The 16,357-nt window shown below is 62.2% G+C and carries 16 protein-coding genes and 1 tRNA gene; 7 read left to right on the top strand and 10 right to left on the bottom strand.

Annotation, left to right across the window (positions count from 1 at the left end; genetic code table 11):
- Positions 1-98: 98 nt before the first annotated feature.
- The 3 genes from C8J46_RS16200 to folE are packed head-to-tail and all read right to left on the bottom strand — an operon-like array spanning position 99 to position 1,844.
- Positions 99-455 carry a dihydroneopterin aldolase gene (locus tag C8J46_RS16200; protein WP_132741406.1) on the bottom strand — a complete coding sequence of 119 codons (357 nt, stop codon included), beginning with the start codon at positions 453-455 and terminating at the stop codon, positions 99-101.
- Positions 448-1,206 carry an SDR family NAD(P)-dependent oxidoreductase gene (locus tag C8J46_RS16195; RefSeq protein ID WP_132741404.1) on the bottom strand — a complete coding sequence of 253 codons (759 nt, stop codon included), beginning with the start codon at positions 1,204-1,206 and terminating at the stop codon, positions 448-450. The genes C8J46_RS16200 and C8J46_RS16195 overlap by 8 nt, the downstream gene beginning before the upstream one ends.
- On the bottom strand, positions 1,206-1,844 hold the full coding sequence (folE, locus tag C8J46_RS16190; protein WP_243643451.1) for a GTP cyclohydrolase I FolE: 639 nt from the start codon (positions 1,842-1,844) through the stop codon (positions 1,206-1,208). The genes C8J46_RS16195 and folE overlap by 1 nt, the downstream gene beginning before the upstream one ends.
- A 203-nt stretch (positions 1,845-2,047) precedes the next feature.
- On the opposite strand from folE, the gene C8J46_RS16185 reads away from it, so the two are divergent.
- Positions 2,048-5,023, top strand: a complete 2,976-nt coding sequence (locus tag C8J46_RS16185; RefSeq protein ID WP_132741402.1) for a TonB-dependent receptor — start codon at positions 2,048-2,050, stop codon at positions 5,021-5,023.
- A 232-nt stretch (positions 5,024-5,255) separates the two neighbouring features.
- On the opposite strand, the gene fghA is transcribed toward C8J46_RS16185, so the two are convergent.
- Genes fghA through C8J46_RS16170 form a run of 3 tightly spaced genes read right to left on the bottom strand, consistent with a single transcriptional unit; the run spans position 5,256 to position 7,590 of the window.
- The gene (gene fghA, locus C8J46_RS16180; RefSeq protein WP_132741400.1) at positions 5,256-6,089 is read right to left on the bottom strand and encodes an S-formylglutathione hydrolase; all 834 of its coding nucleotides are present in this window, start codon (positions 6,087-6,089) and stop codon (positions 5,256-5,258) included.
- Positions 6,089-6,472, bottom strand: coding sequence for a VOC family protein (locus C8J46_RS16175; protein ID WP_132741398.1), 384 nt, complete (start codon positions 6,470-6,472; stop codon positions 6,089-6,091). Before C8J46_RS16175 ends, fghA begins: the two co-directional genes overlap by 1 nt.
- 11 nt (positions 6,473-6,483) lie before the next feature.
- Positions 6,484-7,590: an S-(hydroxymethyl)glutathione dehydrogenase/class III alcohol dehydrogenase gene (locus C8J46_RS16170; RefSeq protein WP_132741396.1), complete on the bottom strand. Its 1,107-nt coding sequence runs from the start codon at positions 7,588-7,590 to the stop codon at positions 6,484-6,486.
- 119 nt (positions 7,591-7,709) lie between these two features.
- On the opposite strand from C8J46_RS16170, the gene C8J46_RS16165 reads away from it, so the two are divergent.
- From C8J46_RS16165 to C8J46_RS16155, 3 genes are all read left to right on the top strand, one after another.
- A complete protein-coding gene (locus C8J46_RS16165) occupies positions 7,710-7,913 on the top strand; it encodes a DUF2945 domain-containing protein (RefSeq protein ID WP_056482645.1) in 204 nt (67 codons plus the stop codon).
- 47 nt (positions 7,914-7,960) lie between these two features.
- Complete coding sequence (locus tag C8J46_RS16160) at positions 7,961-8,221, top strand: SWIB/MDM2 domain-containing protein (RefSeq protein WP_031394799.1); 261 nt, start codon at positions 7,961-7,963, stop codon at positions 8,219-8,221.
- A gap of 198 nt (positions 8,222-8,419) precedes the next feature.
- A tRNA-Arg gene (locus C8J46_RS16155) sits at positions 8,420-8,496 on the top strand.
- Positions 8,497-8,732: 236 nt separating this feature from the next.
- On the opposite strand, the gene C8J46_RS16150 is transcribed toward C8J46_RS16155, so the two are convergent.
- On the bottom strand, positions 8,733-8,993 hold the full coding sequence (locus tag C8J46_RS16150; protein ID WP_132741394.1) for a hypothetical protein: 261 nt from the start codon (positions 8,991-8,993) through the stop codon (positions 8,733-8,735).
- A 469-nt stretch (positions 8,994-9,462) separates the two neighbouring features.
- Here C8J46_RS16150 and C8J46_RS16145 point away from each other — a divergent pair, with 469 nt between their 5' ends.
- Both C8J46_RS16145 and C8J46_RS16140 read left to right on the top strand, forming a co-directional pair.
- Positions 9,463-10,572 (top strand): hypothetical protein, encoded by a 1,110-nt coding sequence (locus tag C8J46_RS16145; protein ID WP_132741392.1) that lies wholly within the window; start codon positions 9,463-9,465, stop codon positions 10,570-10,572.
- A 555-nt stretch (positions 10,573-11,127) separates the two neighbouring features.
- Positions 11,128-11,388 carry a hypothetical protein gene (locus tag C8J46_RS16140; protein WP_132741390.1) on the top strand — a complete coding sequence of 87 codons (261 nt, stop codon included), beginning with the start codon at positions 11,128-11,130 and terminating at the stop codon, positions 11,386-11,388.
- A gap of 39 nt (positions 11,389-11,427) precedes the next feature.
- Here C8J46_RS16140 and C8J46_RS16135 read toward each other — a convergent pair whose 3' ends face one another.
- The 3 genes from C8J46_RS16135 to C8J46_RS16125 form a co-directional block, all read right to left on the bottom strand.
- Positions 11,428-12,231 (bottom strand): DNA adenine methylase, encoded by an 804-nt coding sequence (locus C8J46_RS16135; RefSeq protein WP_243643450.1) that lies wholly within the window; start codon positions 12,229-12,231, stop codon positions 11,428-11,430.
- 147 nt (positions 12,232-12,378) lie between these two features.
- Positions 12,379-13,413, bottom strand: coding sequence for a phage portal protein (locus tag C8J46_RS16130; protein ID WP_132741386.1), 1,035 nt, complete (start codon positions 13,411-13,413; stop codon positions 12,379-12,381).
- The gene (locus C8J46_RS16125) at positions 13,413-15,233 is read right to left on the bottom strand and encodes a terminase family protein (RefSeq protein ID WP_132741384.1); all 1,821 of its coding nucleotides are present in this window, start codon (positions 15,231-15,233) and stop codon (positions 13,413-13,415) included. Before C8J46_RS16125 ends, C8J46_RS16130 begins: the two co-directional genes overlap by 1 nt.
- Before the next feature lie 171 nt (positions 15,234-15,404).
- Between C8J46_RS16125 and C8J46_RS16120 the strand changes: the two genes are divergently transcribed.
- Positions 15,405-16,232: a GPO family capsid scaffolding protein gene (locus tag C8J46_RS16120; protein ID WP_132741382.1), complete on the top strand. Its 828-nt coding sequence runs from the start codon at positions 15,405-15,407 to the stop codon at positions 16,230-16,232.
- Positions 16,233-16,357 lie beyond the last annotated feature (125 nt).

Genomic DNA, 16,357 nt, shown 5'->3' with positions numbered 1-16,357 from the left:
CATGCCCTTCCTTGTTCTCCTGCGAAGGCGGGAGCCCAGCCTGGATCCCCGCCTTCGCGGGGAAACACGTCTTTCCCAAACGCTGGATCGATCTGCCGCTAGATCGGTCGCTCCCGCACGATCCGGCAACCGATCGCGGCGTCTGGGTAGACGTCGGTCTTCATCGTCTCGATCTCGACCCGCCTCACGCGCTCGTCGCTCAAGCACAACGCAGCGATCGCCTCACACAGCGTCTCCTGCAACTTGAACGGGCGCTCCGCCACCATCGCCAGGATGCCCGCGCGCACGAAATCATAATCGAGCACCTCCTCGATCGCATCCTCGCCGAGCGGCCCCGGATACACCACCGTCATCTCGACCGAGACGACCACGCGTTGCGGCGCGACCTCGTGCGGATGGATGCCAAGCCGCATCATGACCTCGAGCCCGTCGAGGATCGTCGTGAATTCAGCCATGTCGCCCCTCAAACATCACGTCGCTATCGCGCGTCAGAAATCGCTGCCCGCAATCGACGAACAGGTTCTGCCCCGTCACGCCCTTCGCGGTCAGCAGCCACGCGACCGCGTCCGCGACCGCCTCCGCGCCGACCGGTCGCCGGAGCAAATTGTCGCTCGCCACCGCCGCGAATTCTTCCTCGGTCTGGTCGCCGCTCGGCAACGTCAGCCCCGGCGACACCGCGTTTACCGCGATCCGCGGCCCGAGCGCCTGCGCGAGCATCGTCGTCGCACCCTCCAGCGCGATCTTCCCGCAACTGTAAGAGAAGAAATCGGGGTTGAGGTTCGCCACCTTCTGGTCGAGCACGTTGACCACCGCGCCGTCCGCGACATCATCCTGCGCCGCCAGCGCGGAGGCGAGCAGCACCGGCGCGCCACAATTGATCGCACCAAGCTCGGCGAACAGCACCGGGTCGACGCTGGGCGGCCGATCGAACTCGAACCGCGAGGCGCAGTTCACCAGCCCGTCGATCGGTCCGCCGATCGCAGCCCGCGCCTTCGCGAACAGGTCGCCGATCGCACCCAGGTCGCTCAGGTCGCCGGCCACCGCAGCAGCACGCCCGCCGCCCTCCACGATTTCCGCCACCAGCGCCTCCGCCTCGTCCCGCGAATGCCCCTGGTGCACGACCACCGCATGGCCGTCGGCTGCCAGCCGCCGGACGATCGCCGCGCCCAGCCGCTTCGCCCCGCCGGTGACCAGCACCGTGCGCATCAGGCGCGCTGTCCCATCAAGGCCAGCACTTCCTTGCGGCTGCGTTCGTCGTCGCGGAACACGCCCATCATCCGGCTCGTGACCATCGTCACCCCCGGCGTCCGCACGCCGCGCGCGGTCATGCAGGCATGGCTCGCCTCGATCACCACCGCGACGCCCTGCGGCTTCAGATTGTCCCAGATGCAATCCGCCACTTCCGCGGTCAGCCGTTCCTGCACCTGCAACCGCCGCGCGAACCCGTGCAGCACGCGCGCGAGCTTCGAGATGCCGACGACATGGTTGCGCGGCAGGTACGCGATGTGCGCCTTGCCGATGATCGGCGCCATGTGATGCTCGCAGTGGGACTGGAACGGGATGTCCTTTAGCAGCACGATCTCGTCATAGCCGCCGACTTCCTCGAACACGCGCTCGAGATGCTTGGCCGGATCGTCGCCATAGCCTGCGCAATATTCCCTCCACGCACGTGCAACACGGCGCGGCGTGTCGAGCAGTCCCTCGCGGGTCGGATCGTCCCCTGCCCAGCGGATCAGCGTACGGATCGCCGACGCTACGTCTTCGGGCACAATCACCTTGCCATCGAGATCCAGCACATCCTCTGCAACCGTCGGCCCCTCGGGCCCGCCCAGTTCATCCCGCATTGCAACACCCTTTGTCAGCATACCCAAACATCAGAACATGGGTCCTCTTTTGCAACTGTTTCATTTCGGCCACTTGCCATAAATCCCGGTTTTCCGGGGACGAAAAAGCGTTGACGGTTGATTTAAATCGTCGTTACCTCGCCATACCTGAAAAACTAAATCGTGAATCGGCATAGACCGGCACGATCGGGGAGAGGACTGCCATGGCTAAGTTCGAACTGCTCGCCGCATCGGCGATGATACTCCTGTCGATCGCGCCGGCAATGGCGCAGACCGCCACCACCACATCGGCTGAAAACACCGCACCGACCAACGGACCCGGCCAGGAAGCCCCGTCGACGCAAACCCCGTCGACGCAGACCGCCCCAGCCGATACGCCGTCCAGCGCCTATGCGTCGCAGGATATCGTGATTACCGCGCAACGCCAATCGCAGCGTTTGCAGGATGTTCCGATTGCTGTGAGCGCTTTTACCGCTGAAAACCTCAGCAAGCAGCAGATCGTCAACCCGAGCGCGCTTCAGCAGACGCTGCCCAACGTCACCTTCACCAAGACCAACTTCACCACGTCGAGCTTCACGATCCGCGGGATCGGCGATCTGTGCACCGGCGCGACCTGCGACACCGCGACCGCGATCCACGTCAACGACATGCCGCTGGTGACGACCCGCCTGTTCGAGAGCGAGTTCTTCGATCTGGAGCGTATCGAAGTGCTGCGCGGACCGCAGGGCACGCTGTTCGGCCGCAACGCCACCTCGGGCGTCGTAAACTTCATCTCCGCCAAGCCCGATCTGTCCGCGATCCATTCCGCCGCCGAGTTCGAATATGGCAATTACGATTCGAAGCGCGTGAAGGCGATGTTCAACCTGCCCTTCACCGACACGCTCGGCATCCGCGTCGCCGGCACCTATCTCAACCGCGACGGCTATACCAAGAACCTGTACGACGGCCGCAAGATCGACGGGCGCGATCTGTATTCGATCCGCGGCACGCTGTCGTGGGAACCGACCAGCGACACCCGGATCGACCTGATCGGCTATTATTTCCGCGAGAAGGACGATCGCTCGCGGTTGCAGAAGCAGCTGTGCCACCGCGATCCGACCGGCGTCCTAGGCTGCCTGCCCGACCGGCTCGCCAACGAGACCGCGAACGGCAATTCGACGCTGTCCGCGGTACTCAGCTCGAACGAGTTCTTCGCGGTCAACAACCCCGCGCTCGCGCGCTTCGGCCTGCAGAGCCTGTACGGCCAGGATACCTATGCGGGCGTCGTCAACCCGGCCGACGTGCGGACCGTGTCGCTCGACTACAGCCCGACCTATTTCGCCGAGGAAGAGCAATATACCGCCAAGATTTTCCACGATTTCGGCCCGGTCAGCCTGAACTTCACCGGCGGCTACACACGCAACGTGGTCGACAGCACCGCCGACTATAATCTCGCGGTCGAGAACCCGCTGACCAACAATGCCGGACTCGCCAACCTCAATGCACTCGCCCGGACCGGATCGCCTTTCGCGTTCCTCAACGGCGTGCGGCAGACGCTGATCCCCAACGGCGCGGCGGGAGGCGTATGCCAGTCGGCAGCGGACCCGAACAATGTCGGCATCTATGGCGGCAATTCGATCGGGTGTTATGCGCAAAGCCTCGACTTCGATCGCTCGCGTCAGAAGAACCGCCAATATTCCGCCGAAGCACATCTCGACAGCAATTTCGACGGGATGTTCAACTTCCTGCTCGGCGGCATCTATGTCGACAGCAAGTCGACCAACACCGATTATTTCGTCAATTCGTTCGGGCTCGATTACGCCTCGGGCATCCTCGGCTCGGCGACCGCTGCAGCGAGCGGCCTGCCCGCGGGCAACGGCTATTTCCTGGCGACGCCCTTCTACCGCAACAGCGATACCGAGTTCCGCCTCAAATCCTACGGCATCTTCGGCGAGACCTATTTCAAGTTCACCGACAAGCTGAAGCTGACCGTCGGCCTGCGCTACAATCACGACAAGAAGACCGACGAGGCGCGCAACCTCGCACTCAACGTGCTGACGCCGATCGGCGCGACCGGCATCGAGCAGGGGCTCAATTACGGCACGGTCGATTTCGATCCGAATTTGCCGGGCCGGCAGGAGTTCGCCGAGGCGCAGGTGAGCTTCTCGCGACTGACCGGGCGCGCGGTGCTCGACTACCGGATTACCGAGAACAACCTGCTCTACGCGTCCTATTCGCGCGGGTATAAATCGGGCGGGATCAATCCGCCGCTGCTGCCGATGTTCAACGTCAGCAGCACGTTCCTCCCCGAGCAGGTCAATGCCTACGAGATCGGCTCGAAGAACACCTTCGGCGGCGGTCAGCTCAGGCTGAACCTCACCGGCTTCTACTACCAGTACAAGAACCTCCAGCTGAGCCGGATCGTGGCGCGCACCTCGGTCAACGACAACGTCAACGCCGATATCTACGGCGTCGAGGCCGAAGCGATCATGAGCCCGATCCCGGCGTTCGTGGTCAACATGAATGCCAGCTACCTGCATTCGAAGGTGTCGAGCGACAAGTTCCTGGTGAACCCGCGCGACGTGTCGGGCGGCCGCGCGGACGCGGTGATCATCAAGGACATCACCAACGCGTCAAACTGCGTCGTCGTGCCCAACGTGGCGGGCAATGCGGCGCTATCGAACGGCTATGTCGCGGCGGTCAATCGCGCGATCGGCCTGCGCGCGCCGACCGCGATCCCGACGATCGCGGCGACCGGCGCGTTCGGGATCTGCTCGGCGCTGGGCGCCAACGCAGCCGCCAGCGGCGTCTCGGTGCTCGACGGCGTCACCACCAACATCCGCGGCAACCGCCTGCCGCAGGCACCGACGTACAAATGGTCGGTCGGCGCGCAGTACACGATCGACTTCGCGAACGGCATGAGCCTCGTGCCGCGTGCCGACCTGAACTACACCGGCGGGCTGTCGGGGAGCATCTTCAACACCCAGATCGACCGGATCCAGGGGTATGAAGTCGTCAACATGCAGGTCCAGCTGAACGCACGCGAAGACCGGTTCTACGTCCGGGCGTATGTGCAGAACCTGACCAACAACGATGCCACGACCGGGCAATATGTGACCGACCAGTCGGCCGGGCTGTTCACCAACATCTTCACGATCGAACCACGTCGGTACGGCGTCGCGGCGGGGTTCAAGTTCTGAGGAGACATGCAAACTCCGATCGCGCGATCCTGCTATGGGCGGGATCGCGCGCGGGGCCAGCGTGGGTCGCTAGCGGGGATGGCATGGTACGCTCCACGGTGAGATCCCAGCTTTCGCTGGGATGACGACCGGAGTTTGCCAGAATTTGACGGTGCAGCCCTCCCCCGTCACCCCAGCGAAAGCTGGGGTCTCCCGCTTGCGAAGAGCCGTCCGCCACCAAACGGCGAGAAGCCTATCCCAGCCGCGCCGCGTGCCAGGCGACATGGTCTGCCATGAACGTCGAAATGAAATTGTAGCTGTGGTCATACCCCGGCTGCATCCGCAGCGTCAGGTCTATCCCCGCCGCCTCGCACGCGGCCGCCAGCAACTCAGGCTTCAACTGCTCGACCAGGAAGCCATCCGCATCCCCCTGATCGACCAGGATCTCCTCCACCCGCGCACCATCCTCGATCAGCGCACACGCGTCATACGCACGCCATGCCGTCCGGTCCGCCCCGAGATATTCGCCAAGCGCCTTCTCACCCCAAGGACACTGCAACGGCGCCACGATCGGCGCGAACGCCGACACGCTGCGGAACCGTTCCGGATTACGCAGCGCGATCGTCAGCGCGCCGTGCCCGCCCATCGAGTGCCCAAAAATGCCCTGCCGCGTCATATCCGCCACCGGGAACTCGGCCGCGATCAGCGCCGGCAGTTCGTTCTCGACATAGGACCGCATCCGGAAGGTCTTCGCCCAAGGCTCTTCGGTGGCATCGACGTAGAAGCCCGCACCCTTGCCGAAGTCGTACGCCTCGTCGTCCGGCACGTCGTCGCCGCGGGGCGAGGTATCCGGCGCGACCAGTATGACGCCAAGCTCGGCACACGTGCGCCGATACTCGCCCTTGTCCATGACGTTGGCGTGCGTGCAGGTCAGCCCCGACAGGAACCACAGCACCGGCAACCGCGCGCCGTCGTCATGCGGCGGCACGTAGACCGCGAAGGTCATGTAGGTACCGGTCACGGTCGAGGCGTGGCGGTAAACGCCCTGCGTGCCGCCATACGCCTTGCTGGTGGAGACGGTCTCCATCACGCGATCCGGTGCAGTGCGCAGATCTTGTTGCCCGACGGATCGCGCAGATAGGCCAGATACATCGTCCGCCCGCCGGTCGCCTGCCGCACGCCGGGAGGATCCTCGCAAGCCGTTCCACCGTGAGCCAACCCTGCCGCATGCCACGCGTCCGCGGCCTCCGTCGAAGCGGCGGCGAACCCCAGCGTGCTACCGTTGCCATGGCTCGCCGGTGCCCCATCGATCGGCTTCGTCAGCAGGAAACGCCCGCCGTCATGGGCATAAACCACCCGGCCCCAATCGTCCGTAACGCCCGCGGGCACCCCGAGCGCGCCCAATGCCGCATCGTAGAACGCCTTCGACGCCGCGATGTCGTCGGCGCCGAGCATGATATGGCTGAACATGGCCCTGCCCCTCAGTAGATCACGACGGAGCGGATGCTCTCGCCGGCGTGCATCAGGTCGAAGCCCTTGTTGATCTCGTCGAGCGTCAGGCGGTGCGTAATCATCGGGTCGATCTCGATCATGCCGTTCATGTACCAGTCGACGATCTTCGGCGTATCGGTCCGCCCACGCGCGCCGCCGAATGCGGTCCCGCGCCAGTTGCGCCCGGTGACGAGTTGGAACGGCCGCGTCGAGATTTCCTTGCCCGCCTCGGCCACGCCGATCACGATCGAGGTGCCCCAACCGCGATGGCATGCCTCCAGCGCCTGCCGCATGACCGTGGTGTTGCCAGTCGCGTCGAACGTATAGTCCGCACCGCCATCGGTCAGCGCGACGATGTGCTGAACGATGTCGCCCACATCCTTGGGGTTCGCGAAGTGGGTCATGCCGAAGCGCCGGCCCCATTCCTCGCGGTCCGGATTGATGTCGACGCCGACGATCATCCCGGCACCGGCAAGCCGCGCGCCCTGGATCACGTTCAGCCCGATCCCGCCAAGCCCGAACACGACGACCGTGTCGCCCGGCTGAACCTTCGCCGTGTGCACGACCGCGCCGACACCCGTCGTCACGCCGCAGCCGACATAGCACGAGGTATCGAACGGCGCGTCCTCGCGGATCTTCGCCACCGCAATCTCCGGCAGCACGGTGAAATTCGAGAAGGTCGAACAGCCCATGTAATGGAAGATCGGCTGCCCCTTGTAGCTGAACCGCGTCGTGCCATCGGGCATCAGCCCTTTCCCCTGCGTCGCGCGTATCGCGGTGCACAGGTTGGTCTTGCCGCTGAGGCACGACTTACACTGGCGGCATTCGGGCGTGTAGAGCGGGATGACGTGATCGCCGACCGCGACGCTGGTCACGCCTGCGCCCACTTCGCGGACGATGCCGGCGCCTTCATGGCCCAGCACGCTCGGAAACAAGCCTTCCGAATCAAGTCCGTCGAGCGTGTACGCATCGGTATGGCAGATGCCCGTCGCCATGATTTCGACGAGGACCTCGCCGAATTTCGGCCCTTCAAGGTCGAGTTCGACGATCTCGAGCGGTTTTTTTGCCTCGAAGGCTACGGCGGCGCGGGTCTTCATCGGTCGGTCTCCTTGATTGCCGCCCTGATGCCCCCCGAGCCCCGGCTCCGCAACCCGTCGGCGATGCAACCAAAGCCACGTTCCCGCGCTTGATCCTTTCAAATCAAGGAGATGGCGCGATGAAGGATCCGAAGAAGGGCGACGAGGTCACCTGGAAATCGCACGGCGGCGAGGCGCACGGCACGGTCGAGAAGAAGCAGACCACCGACACGAAGATCAAGGGCCACACCGTCAAGGCCTCCAAGGAGGAGCCGCAGTTCATCGTAAGGAGTGACAAGGGCGGCAAGGCAGCGCACAAGGCGGACGCGCTCACCAAGGCGTGACCACGCGCGCAGTGCCTAACGCACGCGCGCAACAGGAAGGAATGCTTATGGCTACAGCTCCCAAGACCGGCGGCATCCACGCCCCCGTCCAGCCCTCTCCCGAGCTCGGCGAGATCGTCGGCAACGACAAGCTGCCGCGCAGCGAAGTGATCAGCAAGGTGTGGGTCTACATCAAGGCCCACAACCTCCAGAACCCCGAGAACAAGCGCGAGATTCTGGCTGACGAGAAGCTGAAGAAGGTCTTCGGGCGTGACAAGTGCACGATGTTCGAGATGAACAAGTACATCTCGCAGCACGTCAAGGCCTAACCGCCAGCACTGCACGGCAAGCGGCGACGGGGCATCGACAGCGATACCCGTCGCCCCTTGATCGTCTCTACCCGATTTCTGTTACCTGATGGCGGCTACCCGGTCGCCTTGGCCCTTGGCGGCCCAACAATGACCCTTGGCAGATCGCGAACCAGACGCTTGATCGCCCCATCCGACCGTCGTACTGCGCATTCGGATGCCCCCGTAGCTCAGCCGGATAGAGCGACGGTTTCCTAAACCGTAGGCCGCGTGTTCAAATCTCGCCGGGGGCACCAGCTTTTCCGCCATTCCCCGGGGTTTTGAGCCGGATCCTAACGCGCGAAACGCGCGGATAGCTACGGTTCGCGTAGGCACAACGGGGGGCACAGTCTGTTCCCGCTACGGTCTACTTTTAAGGTGACGTTACCCAAGGCTGGCCCGGATACATCATTCATCGAGCGTTCTGCCCGCCCCAGCCAGCTGACACAGCCGGGGGCACGAAAAGCGGCACAAACGTGGGACCTGTTGGGACCTAGCTTATCGTTCCAACCGGCAGAACACCGGCTCGCTCCAGCTGGCCCAGGATACCGTTGTAAGCGGCGTTCATGCCCTGCTCACGACCTATGACATGATCCTGCACGGAGGACTCCCAGAACATCGTCAGCGGCCAGCGCTCGGGGCAGTGCGGCAATAGGACGCGCAGGGCCAACCTGACCGCCGAGGGATCTCCGCGCGCGCTGCCGGCCGCTTCCATCGCTTCCCGAGCGACGTCGACGGCGAGCTTCACGAGCATTCTTTCGCGGGGATCCAGTGGCATTCCATAATCGAAAGCACGAAGAGGGGAGCGGCTCACAGAATATAAAGTAGGGGGCGGGAAAACCCTAACCCCCCTAACATCGGCGGATTTCTGCGGTTTTTGGCCTAACCTTTTCCCTAACATTACTATAATCAGATTATAACCAATGACCCTGATTATCCCGGTTAGAAAAATCGTTTGTTTTCAATGGGATTAGGTTTTTGACCTGAAAAGGTTAGGCTTGGTGAGGGTCGGACCCTAATCGAATTATCGTGTTATCGCAGTCGCTTACATGCGGATCGGCGGTGAGGTTAGGAAGATTAGGGTTTTCCCGCGCCATACCCCCAGCCTGGACAGATGCCCGTCCACAAAGGTTTCGTAAGCGCCCCCCACGGTGTCCTGCTAAAGGTCGAAACCAAGCGAACCGGATCAATCGGGTAAGTTGGGTAATGACCAGGAATTGCCTATGTCAGAGAGAGCTAAATTTGCCGCATCTCGAAAGGTTCGTGGTGAAGATCATCAGCCCCCGATATTGGCAGTAGTCCGTCGCCGCTGGCTATATGTGTGGGCCGTTATTGGCAGTCTGGGCATCGCAATTTTATTCGGCACATTGCTGCTACCAGACCGGCCGAAAGGGAGCGCCAACAGGCATTCTCACGACTCATATTCCAACTTTCAGGCCAGAACCGTTGCCTGCCATCTAGGTCAAAGCAACGCTCGTATCACGGTGGCCAGTAAGGCCACGGCAGATGCATGCCTCAAATTACTTGAGCAAGATCGTCGCGCCTTTCAGGCGGAGATCGACTCTGATCGACAGGCGGATGCCGCTGAAGCCGCAAACGAACTTGCATACAGCCAAACAGTGATTGCCGCGTGGGCAGCAGCTGTTGGTCTATTAACGCTCGGTGCTGCTGGTGCGGCCGCACTGTTCGCGCAAAGAGCGGCATTCCAAACGAAGCAAAGTGTTAGGGTAGGCCTTAAGACGCTTGCCGCAACAAAAAGATCAAATAGCCTATTTCTTGAGGCGCAACTTCAGGAAACGCGCCCTTGGGTTATTTTGAAGATAAAGAAGATACAGTCCCTCAACGTAGGAGCCCTGCAAGTCTCTAATAGGAATTTTTCATACCTAGACGAGCCTCATTTTGTTCAAGGATTATTTGAGTTTAGCATTGAATGCAGGGGTGGACGACCAGCTTATGATGTATTTTGGTGGAGCTATCTGCATTCCGGATTGAGCACGTGGGCCGACGCTAAATATAGTAGCAAAGACATAATCAATAATTGGGTTAACACGTGTAAAACACGTGAAGATCCCGGTAAAATTATGTTTCCCGGCCAAATAGATAACGGTGTTTCCGGCATGAGATTTGAGATTTCTGACAATACATATACCGAGAATTATTATCCGACATTGACCATAGTAGTTTGTTATAAGTCTGGAAATGGCAACTTCCACCAGACATCGGCTGTTTACGGGTTTCGAAGGACAAGCGGCAACGGATTTAATATAAGGGAATTCGTTATAGACGGTACGGATATTCTCATCGAAGAGAGATTTGGTGGGTTTGCCACGTGAAATTAGCGCCGGAAAAACCCGATGCGCGACGTGTCATGCTCCCAAAAAATTTTGTTTCACGACTAAGTAGGGCCGCAAGACATCGAAAGATGGTCGCCGTCGCAAGGTTGCTGGGGGTGCCGCAGATTGATTATCCTGCCACCATCCGGACGTAAATCAATTCAACCGGTATGGCGCTATCTAGGTGCAGCAATCTGCATCCAATCGATGCGTCTAAAACCGCCCCTAGCGGCGCATTTCCTATGGGGCTGCAGCAGATCCGCGAACTGCATCCAAAGCCACCTAAAAAGCTCGCGGGCGAGGCGGGGGTTCTTGCGCGGTATTCGGGGTCGCGACACCGAGATCCGCCGGCCGGGCGCGCGCGGCGGTCGTCGTGGTGTGGACGATGACAACACATCAACCCCGGCTCCGCCTTACGCTTTTGCCGAGCCCGTAACGAGCAGTCTGTTTAATGCAGGGCGGGCCAGAAGGCCAAGGATCGTAACGGGTTGGCAAACGTGAACATTATGTCATCCTCTCAATCGCTGGCTTCACTCAGCGAATCGGAGAACAGAGATGGCTATCAAGAAACGTTTGGCTTTCGCTCTCGTGACTTTGGCAACTGTAAGTGTCCAGGCTATGCCGGCTCAGGCGCAACGCTACTGCCAGCGCGAATTGAACGACGACGTTGAGCCCGATGTGGGTTGCACTGCCCCGGTCGGCGGTGGGGTTGGCCGCACCGATCCGCGCTTCTCAAGTACTGCAAGCCCCACACACGATAAGGACGCAGCCGATCTGAATGCGTTCGTTGAAGCAATCGATTTGGCCGGCAACTGAAGACTGAGAGCCGCGGGCCTAAGCACGCGGCTCTCCCCCTTAGATTGTGAAGTTTGAGACGATCAACTCGCTGGCTTTGATCGTGGGCCCCGCGCCGACCGTATACGTCGTGTCGGCCTCGATCATGTGGAAGCCGGCGAACGTCTCGCGCACGCCGGGCGTGTCGTTGATCGACAGGAGGAACTTGCCCTTGATGCCGGCAAGCTGCGCGGCGAGTTGGTCGAAGTCGGCCCGGCCGAACACGTCCTGACCATAGTCCTTCTCGCAACCCCAATAGGGCGGATCGAGATAAAACAGCATCCCTGCGCGATCGTAGCGACGGATGAAATCGGCATAGCCGAGCTGCTCGATCGTCACCCCGGCAAGCCGTTCGTGAATGTCCGCCAGCAGCGGTTCCAGTTTGGTGACGTTGAACCGGGCGCCCTGAGACTTATCGACGCCGAAGTATCGGCCGTTGACCTTGCCACCGAATGCCAGGCGCTGAAGGTACAGGAACCGGCATGCGCGCTCGAGGTCGGTCAGTGCCTCAGGCGGTGTCCCCTTCAGCCGTTCGAACTCTGCGCGAGCAGCCACGCGAAAGCGCAGCATGTCGATCATGTACGGGTAGTGGCGCTGAAGGACGCGGAAGAACGTCACGACATCGCCGGACACGTCGTTGATCACCTCGACCTTCGGTCGCGATCGGCGTCGCAGGAAGATCCCGCCCATGCCGACAAAGGGCTCGGCATAGCCGTCGTGATCGACACGCTCGATCATCGTGACCAGCCGCGAGGCCAGATTGCGCTTGCCGCCAATATAGCCTGCGGCGGGTGCGACGGGCTGAACAAGATTCAGGGTGTTCACTTTTCGTTCTCGCTTCATAAGACCCGTACCCTGCGAATCGGCAGGGTGCGGGATGGCCGATGGCCGTTGGTCATGGCGAGAGTGAACCTCGTCGGTTTGCCGGGTTGCACCCCGACATCCCCCGCCCGGCTATGCCGGACGCGAAAGCTATTTGGCGGGCGCGATGGCCCGCGGATTGAACCGGACGGCTTCGAAGCCGACGCGGTCATTGATCTCGAGGAACGCCATCTGCAGGGGCAGGATCTCCAGCTCGAAGAACATATCGACGGCTTCGCTGATCTTGCCGAGCTGTGAACCCTGCGCCGGTACGATTCCCAGCACCGAAGGCGGGGTGCGGTGCGCCGCCAGCACGTCGTCGCGCGTCGCGTTCTTGATCCCGAGGAACTCGTCTTTCGCGCCCACCTCAGCGATCGGCAGGATCTTGATGCTGCCCTCCTTGCCGCCGGGCGCGTGGACGAACAGGTTTTTGAAGTTACCCGGCCCCTTCGAGTTCTTCAGCGCGTCGCGCAGCTCGTCGGTGTCGTTCTCATCGATGTCGCCGGTGGCGTAGAGGATATACCCGGCGTGACTGCCGTTCAGATAGTAGCGACGCCGGAACAGCGTCGCCGCCTCGTTCAGCAGCGCCGACTGCAACGCGCTGAGATATTCAGGCACGCCGTAGATTTCCTGATTGATGTCGGGCTGCATGATCTGGATGACGCTACCCGGCTTGAACGCGGTCGCTGCTGCCAGCCCCGGCGACCAGAAGAACTCACCGGCCACGATGCCGCGGCGGGTATATTTCGCGAGGCAGTGATCGAGCCGAAGCAACCCGCCGATCACGTTGTCGCGCCGCTCGACATAGGCGTTGCCGAACACGAGATAGTCCTGCACCGCGCGACCAAACGCCGACCGCGACAGCACCGGCACCGTCGACGCGCCGCGCGTGACGGGGTCGAACGACGCGACCAGCAGGTTGCGCTTGAGCATGATCGCCGAACTATGATGCGGCGATACGCGGAACGCTCGCGCGAGGCCGTCCAGCGATAAAGGCGGCTCATACCAGCGGTCGGTCTTGTAGCACTCGACCATGTCCATGATCTCGCGGCGGTTCAGCACGGGCTCGGGATCGCCGAACGAAAACGCGGTTGCCCGGCTCGTTTGCGCGGGCGTGTTCGCGCCAAAGGCGGGCAACTGGTTCATCAAAATAGCTCCATACGGGTCTTCGGCCGCACCTGACCGTCGAGTGGTTCGTTGATAAAAATGTGCATCGCCGCCCAGGCGAGGTCGCCGTGGCCGACTGCTTCGGTGCGGCTCGTCCTGAAGGTGACGCTCTTGCCGCTCTGGGTCAGCGCTTTCTTGATCGACAGGAACGCCGACTGCAGGTCGATCCAGCCGGCGTCGTATTCGACACGCTGGCGGGCGAAGGTGTGCTGCGCCTTCATGACCAGACCGGTTTTCACCTCGAGCGAGTATTCGATCGCGACCACGCCGCGCACCTTGGCGTCGCGCAGGATCTGATAGACCGCCGCGCCGATGCCCTTCTTGTCGATCCCGAGATACGTGCAATTGTAGCGTGCAAGGCGCGCGCGGACGAACTCGGCCTGCGCCTGAAAGTCGCCTTTGATCTGGTGGCGTTCGAGCAGTTTGAACTTCCCGCCGGGGCCGTCGGGCGGCAGCGCGATTACCAGCGCAGCGTTGTCACCGTCCTCGCTCTCCTGCGGGTCATAGCCCGCCCAGACCTCGCGATTGCCGACCGGTCGCTTCGCCAGCATGTCGACGTCGGTCCAGTCGACCATGGCGTCGACCGCGCACCGCTGCAGCTCGTTGAACTTGAACGCCGACAGGCTGTCGTCGACGAACTGGCACATGAGCAGGTTGGCGAATTCGTCTGGCGCATATTCGATGCGCAGCTCGTCGAGGTTGAACAGGTCGCAGCCGCGCGCCGCGGCGTCTTCGATCGTGACGATCTGCCGCCAGACCTGATCTTCGCACAGCACGCCTGCCTGCAACCGGGCGTGCGAAACATCGATCTCGATCCGGTCGGCTTTCTTGACCCGCCGGTTGCGCCGCTCGCCCGTCCAGTACGGATGGCCCTGATGCGCAATGGTTGACGGGGTCGAGAAATAGGTTCGGCGCCAGCGCTTGTGCATCGCCATCGCGCTGGCGACCTTGTTCAGCTCCTCGAAGCCGTAGGTCCAGAAGAACTCGTCGAAGTAGAAATTGCCGTGATAGCCCTGGGCGGTGCGGGCGTTCGTGCCGAGGAAGATCAGCTCGGCCGCGGGCTCGCCCGCGGGGATCGTGTCGGCCGTCAGCACGATCGGATCGCCCTGCAGCTTCACGCCGACGCGCGCCGCGAACTGGACGATGTAGTTGCGAAAAATGTGCGCCTGATTTTTCGACGCCGACAGGAAGATCTGGTTGCCGCCCCCACGTAGCGCGTCGAGCAGCGCCTCGCGGGCGAAATACCATGTCGCGCCGATCTGGCGCGATTTGAGGATCATGCGTGTGCGCTGATCCTTCGCGCCCCACCAATCCTCCTGATAGCCGAACAGCTCGTCGTGAAAGATCTGCTCGAGTTGCTCGACCTGTTCGGTCGTGAAGTGGTTCTTCGGCTTGCCAGCCTTGCGATCACCGGCGTTGCGGTTGCCGACCTTATCGTTGAGGTCGCCCTCGTGCCCGCCGGGCGCTTCGAAGCGGCGCACGCGCGCGGCCGACGTGACCGCGCGCATCAGGAGGTCGATCTCCTTCAGATCCCCGCCGGTCTTCTTGTCCTTCGCGATCAGCCCGCAAAGCCGCGCCTCGAGATGGTCCTCGATCTTGGCGATGCACGGCGCATCGTCCCATTTGTCGCGATCCTTCCAGCTTTGGACCGTCTTCGGATTGAGGTGCAGTTCCTCCGCGATCTGCGGGACGCCCCAGCGCTGCCAGTACAGGCTGCGCGCCTGTCGACGCACGTCCACGGGAATCGGGAACGTCGAGGATGGCAACGGCATGCCGGTATCTGCGGGGAGCTTGTCCATGTCGCGGCGGACCTTGCCGCGCGATCGGGGGCGTCCGCACCGTGTCTAGGGTGTGGAATGCGATCCCACACCTGCGCACGCTTGAGAGAGGCGGCACTTTCGGTCCCTTTGCGGCTTCCAGATGCCGCCTGACGCGGCCCACCGATTTTGAACCCCGAGGGACCGACCGCCATGGGCACCAAGAGCAAGTTCTTCCGCGCATTCGTATCCGGCGCGACGATCAGCGACGGGCGCGTCATCACCGACGAGATGATCGACGAGGTCTTCTCGACGTTCAACGCCGAGACCTACAGCCCGCGCATCAATGTCGAGCATCTGGCTGGTTACAGCCCCGAGCCCCCGTTCAACGGGTACGGCGATGTCGTCGCGGTGAAGGTGCAGAGCGACGATTTCACGATCGACGGCAAGGTCGAGAAGCGCAAGGCGCTCTATTGTCAGGTTCAGGGCAACGACCAGCTCGTCGCGCTCGTGAAGGCAGACCAGAAGCCGTATCCCTCGGTTGAGCTGACGCCGAGCTATGCCGGCACCGACAAGGTGGGCCTGATCGGTCTCGCCTTCACCGACAAGCCCGCCTCGATCGGCACGCAGCGTCTGCAATTCTCGCGCTCTGCGCCGGGCACCGTCTTCGCTGCCTCGTCCGATGCCGTCACGCTGGAATTCGACACGCCTGCGTCCGATCCGGCCAAGGTTGAAGGTGCCGTCGCCGGTTTCTTTTCCGCACTCGCGGCAACGTTGAAGGGCGGCAAGCCCGAGAAGGTCGAGGTTGCAACGCCCCCGGCACCCGCCAACGACAATTTCGATGCCGCGGCGTTCACCACGCAGATGGGCGACGTTGTCGGCAAGTCGATCGCGGCTGCAATCAAGCCGATCACCGACGCCCATGCCGAGCTGCATGGCCAGTTCGCGACGCTGCAGGCCAAACTCGAGGCCACGCCCGAAAAGGACTTCAGCCGCACGGCCGCCAATGGCGGCACCGGCGAGCCCGCCACGGACTGCTGACAAGCAGCCACCCCCTTCGACCCGACCGACATTCGCCCAGGAGCCGCCCCCATGCGCAACGAAACCCGTCTCAAGTTTGACGCCTACACGACCAAGATCAGCGAACTGAATGGCGTCGGCGACAC

The organism is Sphingomonas sp. PP-F2F-A104-K0414, from assembly GCF_004340945.1.
Lineage (GTDB): Bacteria > Pseudomonadota > Alphaproteobacteria > Sphingomonadales > Sphingomonadaceae > Sphingomonas.
The sequence above is the reverse complement of the archived record's forward strand: the minus strand, read 5'-3'. Positions and strand labels throughout refer to the sequence as shown.

Coding starts and splice junctions, on each gene's coding strand:
- C8J46_RS16200 (WP_132741406.1), bottom strand. CDS start 455: ATGGCTGAATTCACGACGATCCTCGACGGGCTCGAGGTCATGATGCGG.
- C8J46_RS16195 (WP_132741404.1), bottom strand. CDS start 1,206: ATGCGCACGGTGCTGGTCACCGGCGGGGCGAAGCGGCTGGGCGCGGCG.
- folE (WP_243643451.1), bottom strand. CDS start 1,844: ATGCGGGATGAACTGGGCGGGCCCGAGGGGCCGACGGTTGCAGAGGAT.
- C8J46_RS16185 (WP_132741402.1), top strand. CDS start 2,048: ATGGCTAAGTTCGAACTGCTCGCCGCATCGGCGATGATACTCCTGTCG.
- fghA (WP_132741400.1), bottom strand. CDS start 6,089: ATGGAGACCGTCTCCACCAGCAAGGCGTATGGCGGCACGCAGGGCGTT.
- C8J46_RS16175 (WP_132741398.1), bottom strand. CDS start 6,472: ATGTTCAGCCATATCATGCTCGGCGCCGACGACATCGCGGCGTCGAAG.
- C8J46_RS16170 (WP_132741396.1), bottom strand. CDS start 7,590: ATGAAGACCCGCGCCGCCGTAGCCTTCGAGGCAAAAAAACCGCTCGAG.
- C8J46_RS16165 (WP_056482645.1), top strand. CDS start 7,710: ATGAAGGATCCGAAGAAGGGCGACGAGGTCACCTGGAAATCGCACGGC.
- C8J46_RS16160 (WP_031394799.1), top strand. CDS start 7,961: ATGGCTACAGCTCCCAAGACCGGCGGCATCCACGCCCCCGTCCAGCCC.
- C8J46_RS16150 (WP_132741394.1), bottom strand. CDS start 8,993: ATGCTCGTGAAGCTCGCCGTCGACGTCGCTCGGGAAGCGATGGAAGCG.
- C8J46_RS16145 (WP_132741392.1), top strand. CDS start 9,463: ATGTCAGAGAGAGCTAAATTTGCCGCATCTCGAAAGGTTCGTGGTGAA.
- C8J46_RS16140 (WP_132741390.1), top strand. CDS start 11,128: ATGGCTATCAAGAAACGTTTGGCTTTCGCTCTCGTGACTTTGGCAACT.
- C8J46_RS16130 (WP_132741386.1), bottom strand. CDS start 13,413: ATGAACCAGTTGCCCGCCTTTGGCGCGAACACGCCCGCGCAAACGAGC.
- C8J46_RS16125 (WP_132741384.1), bottom strand. CDS start 15,233: ATGGACAAGCTCCCCGCAGATACCGGCATGCCGTTGCCATCCTCGACG.
- C8J46_RS16120 (WP_132741382.1), top strand. CDS start 15,405: ATGGGCACCAAGAGCAAGTTCTTCCGCGCATTCGTATCCGGCGCGACG.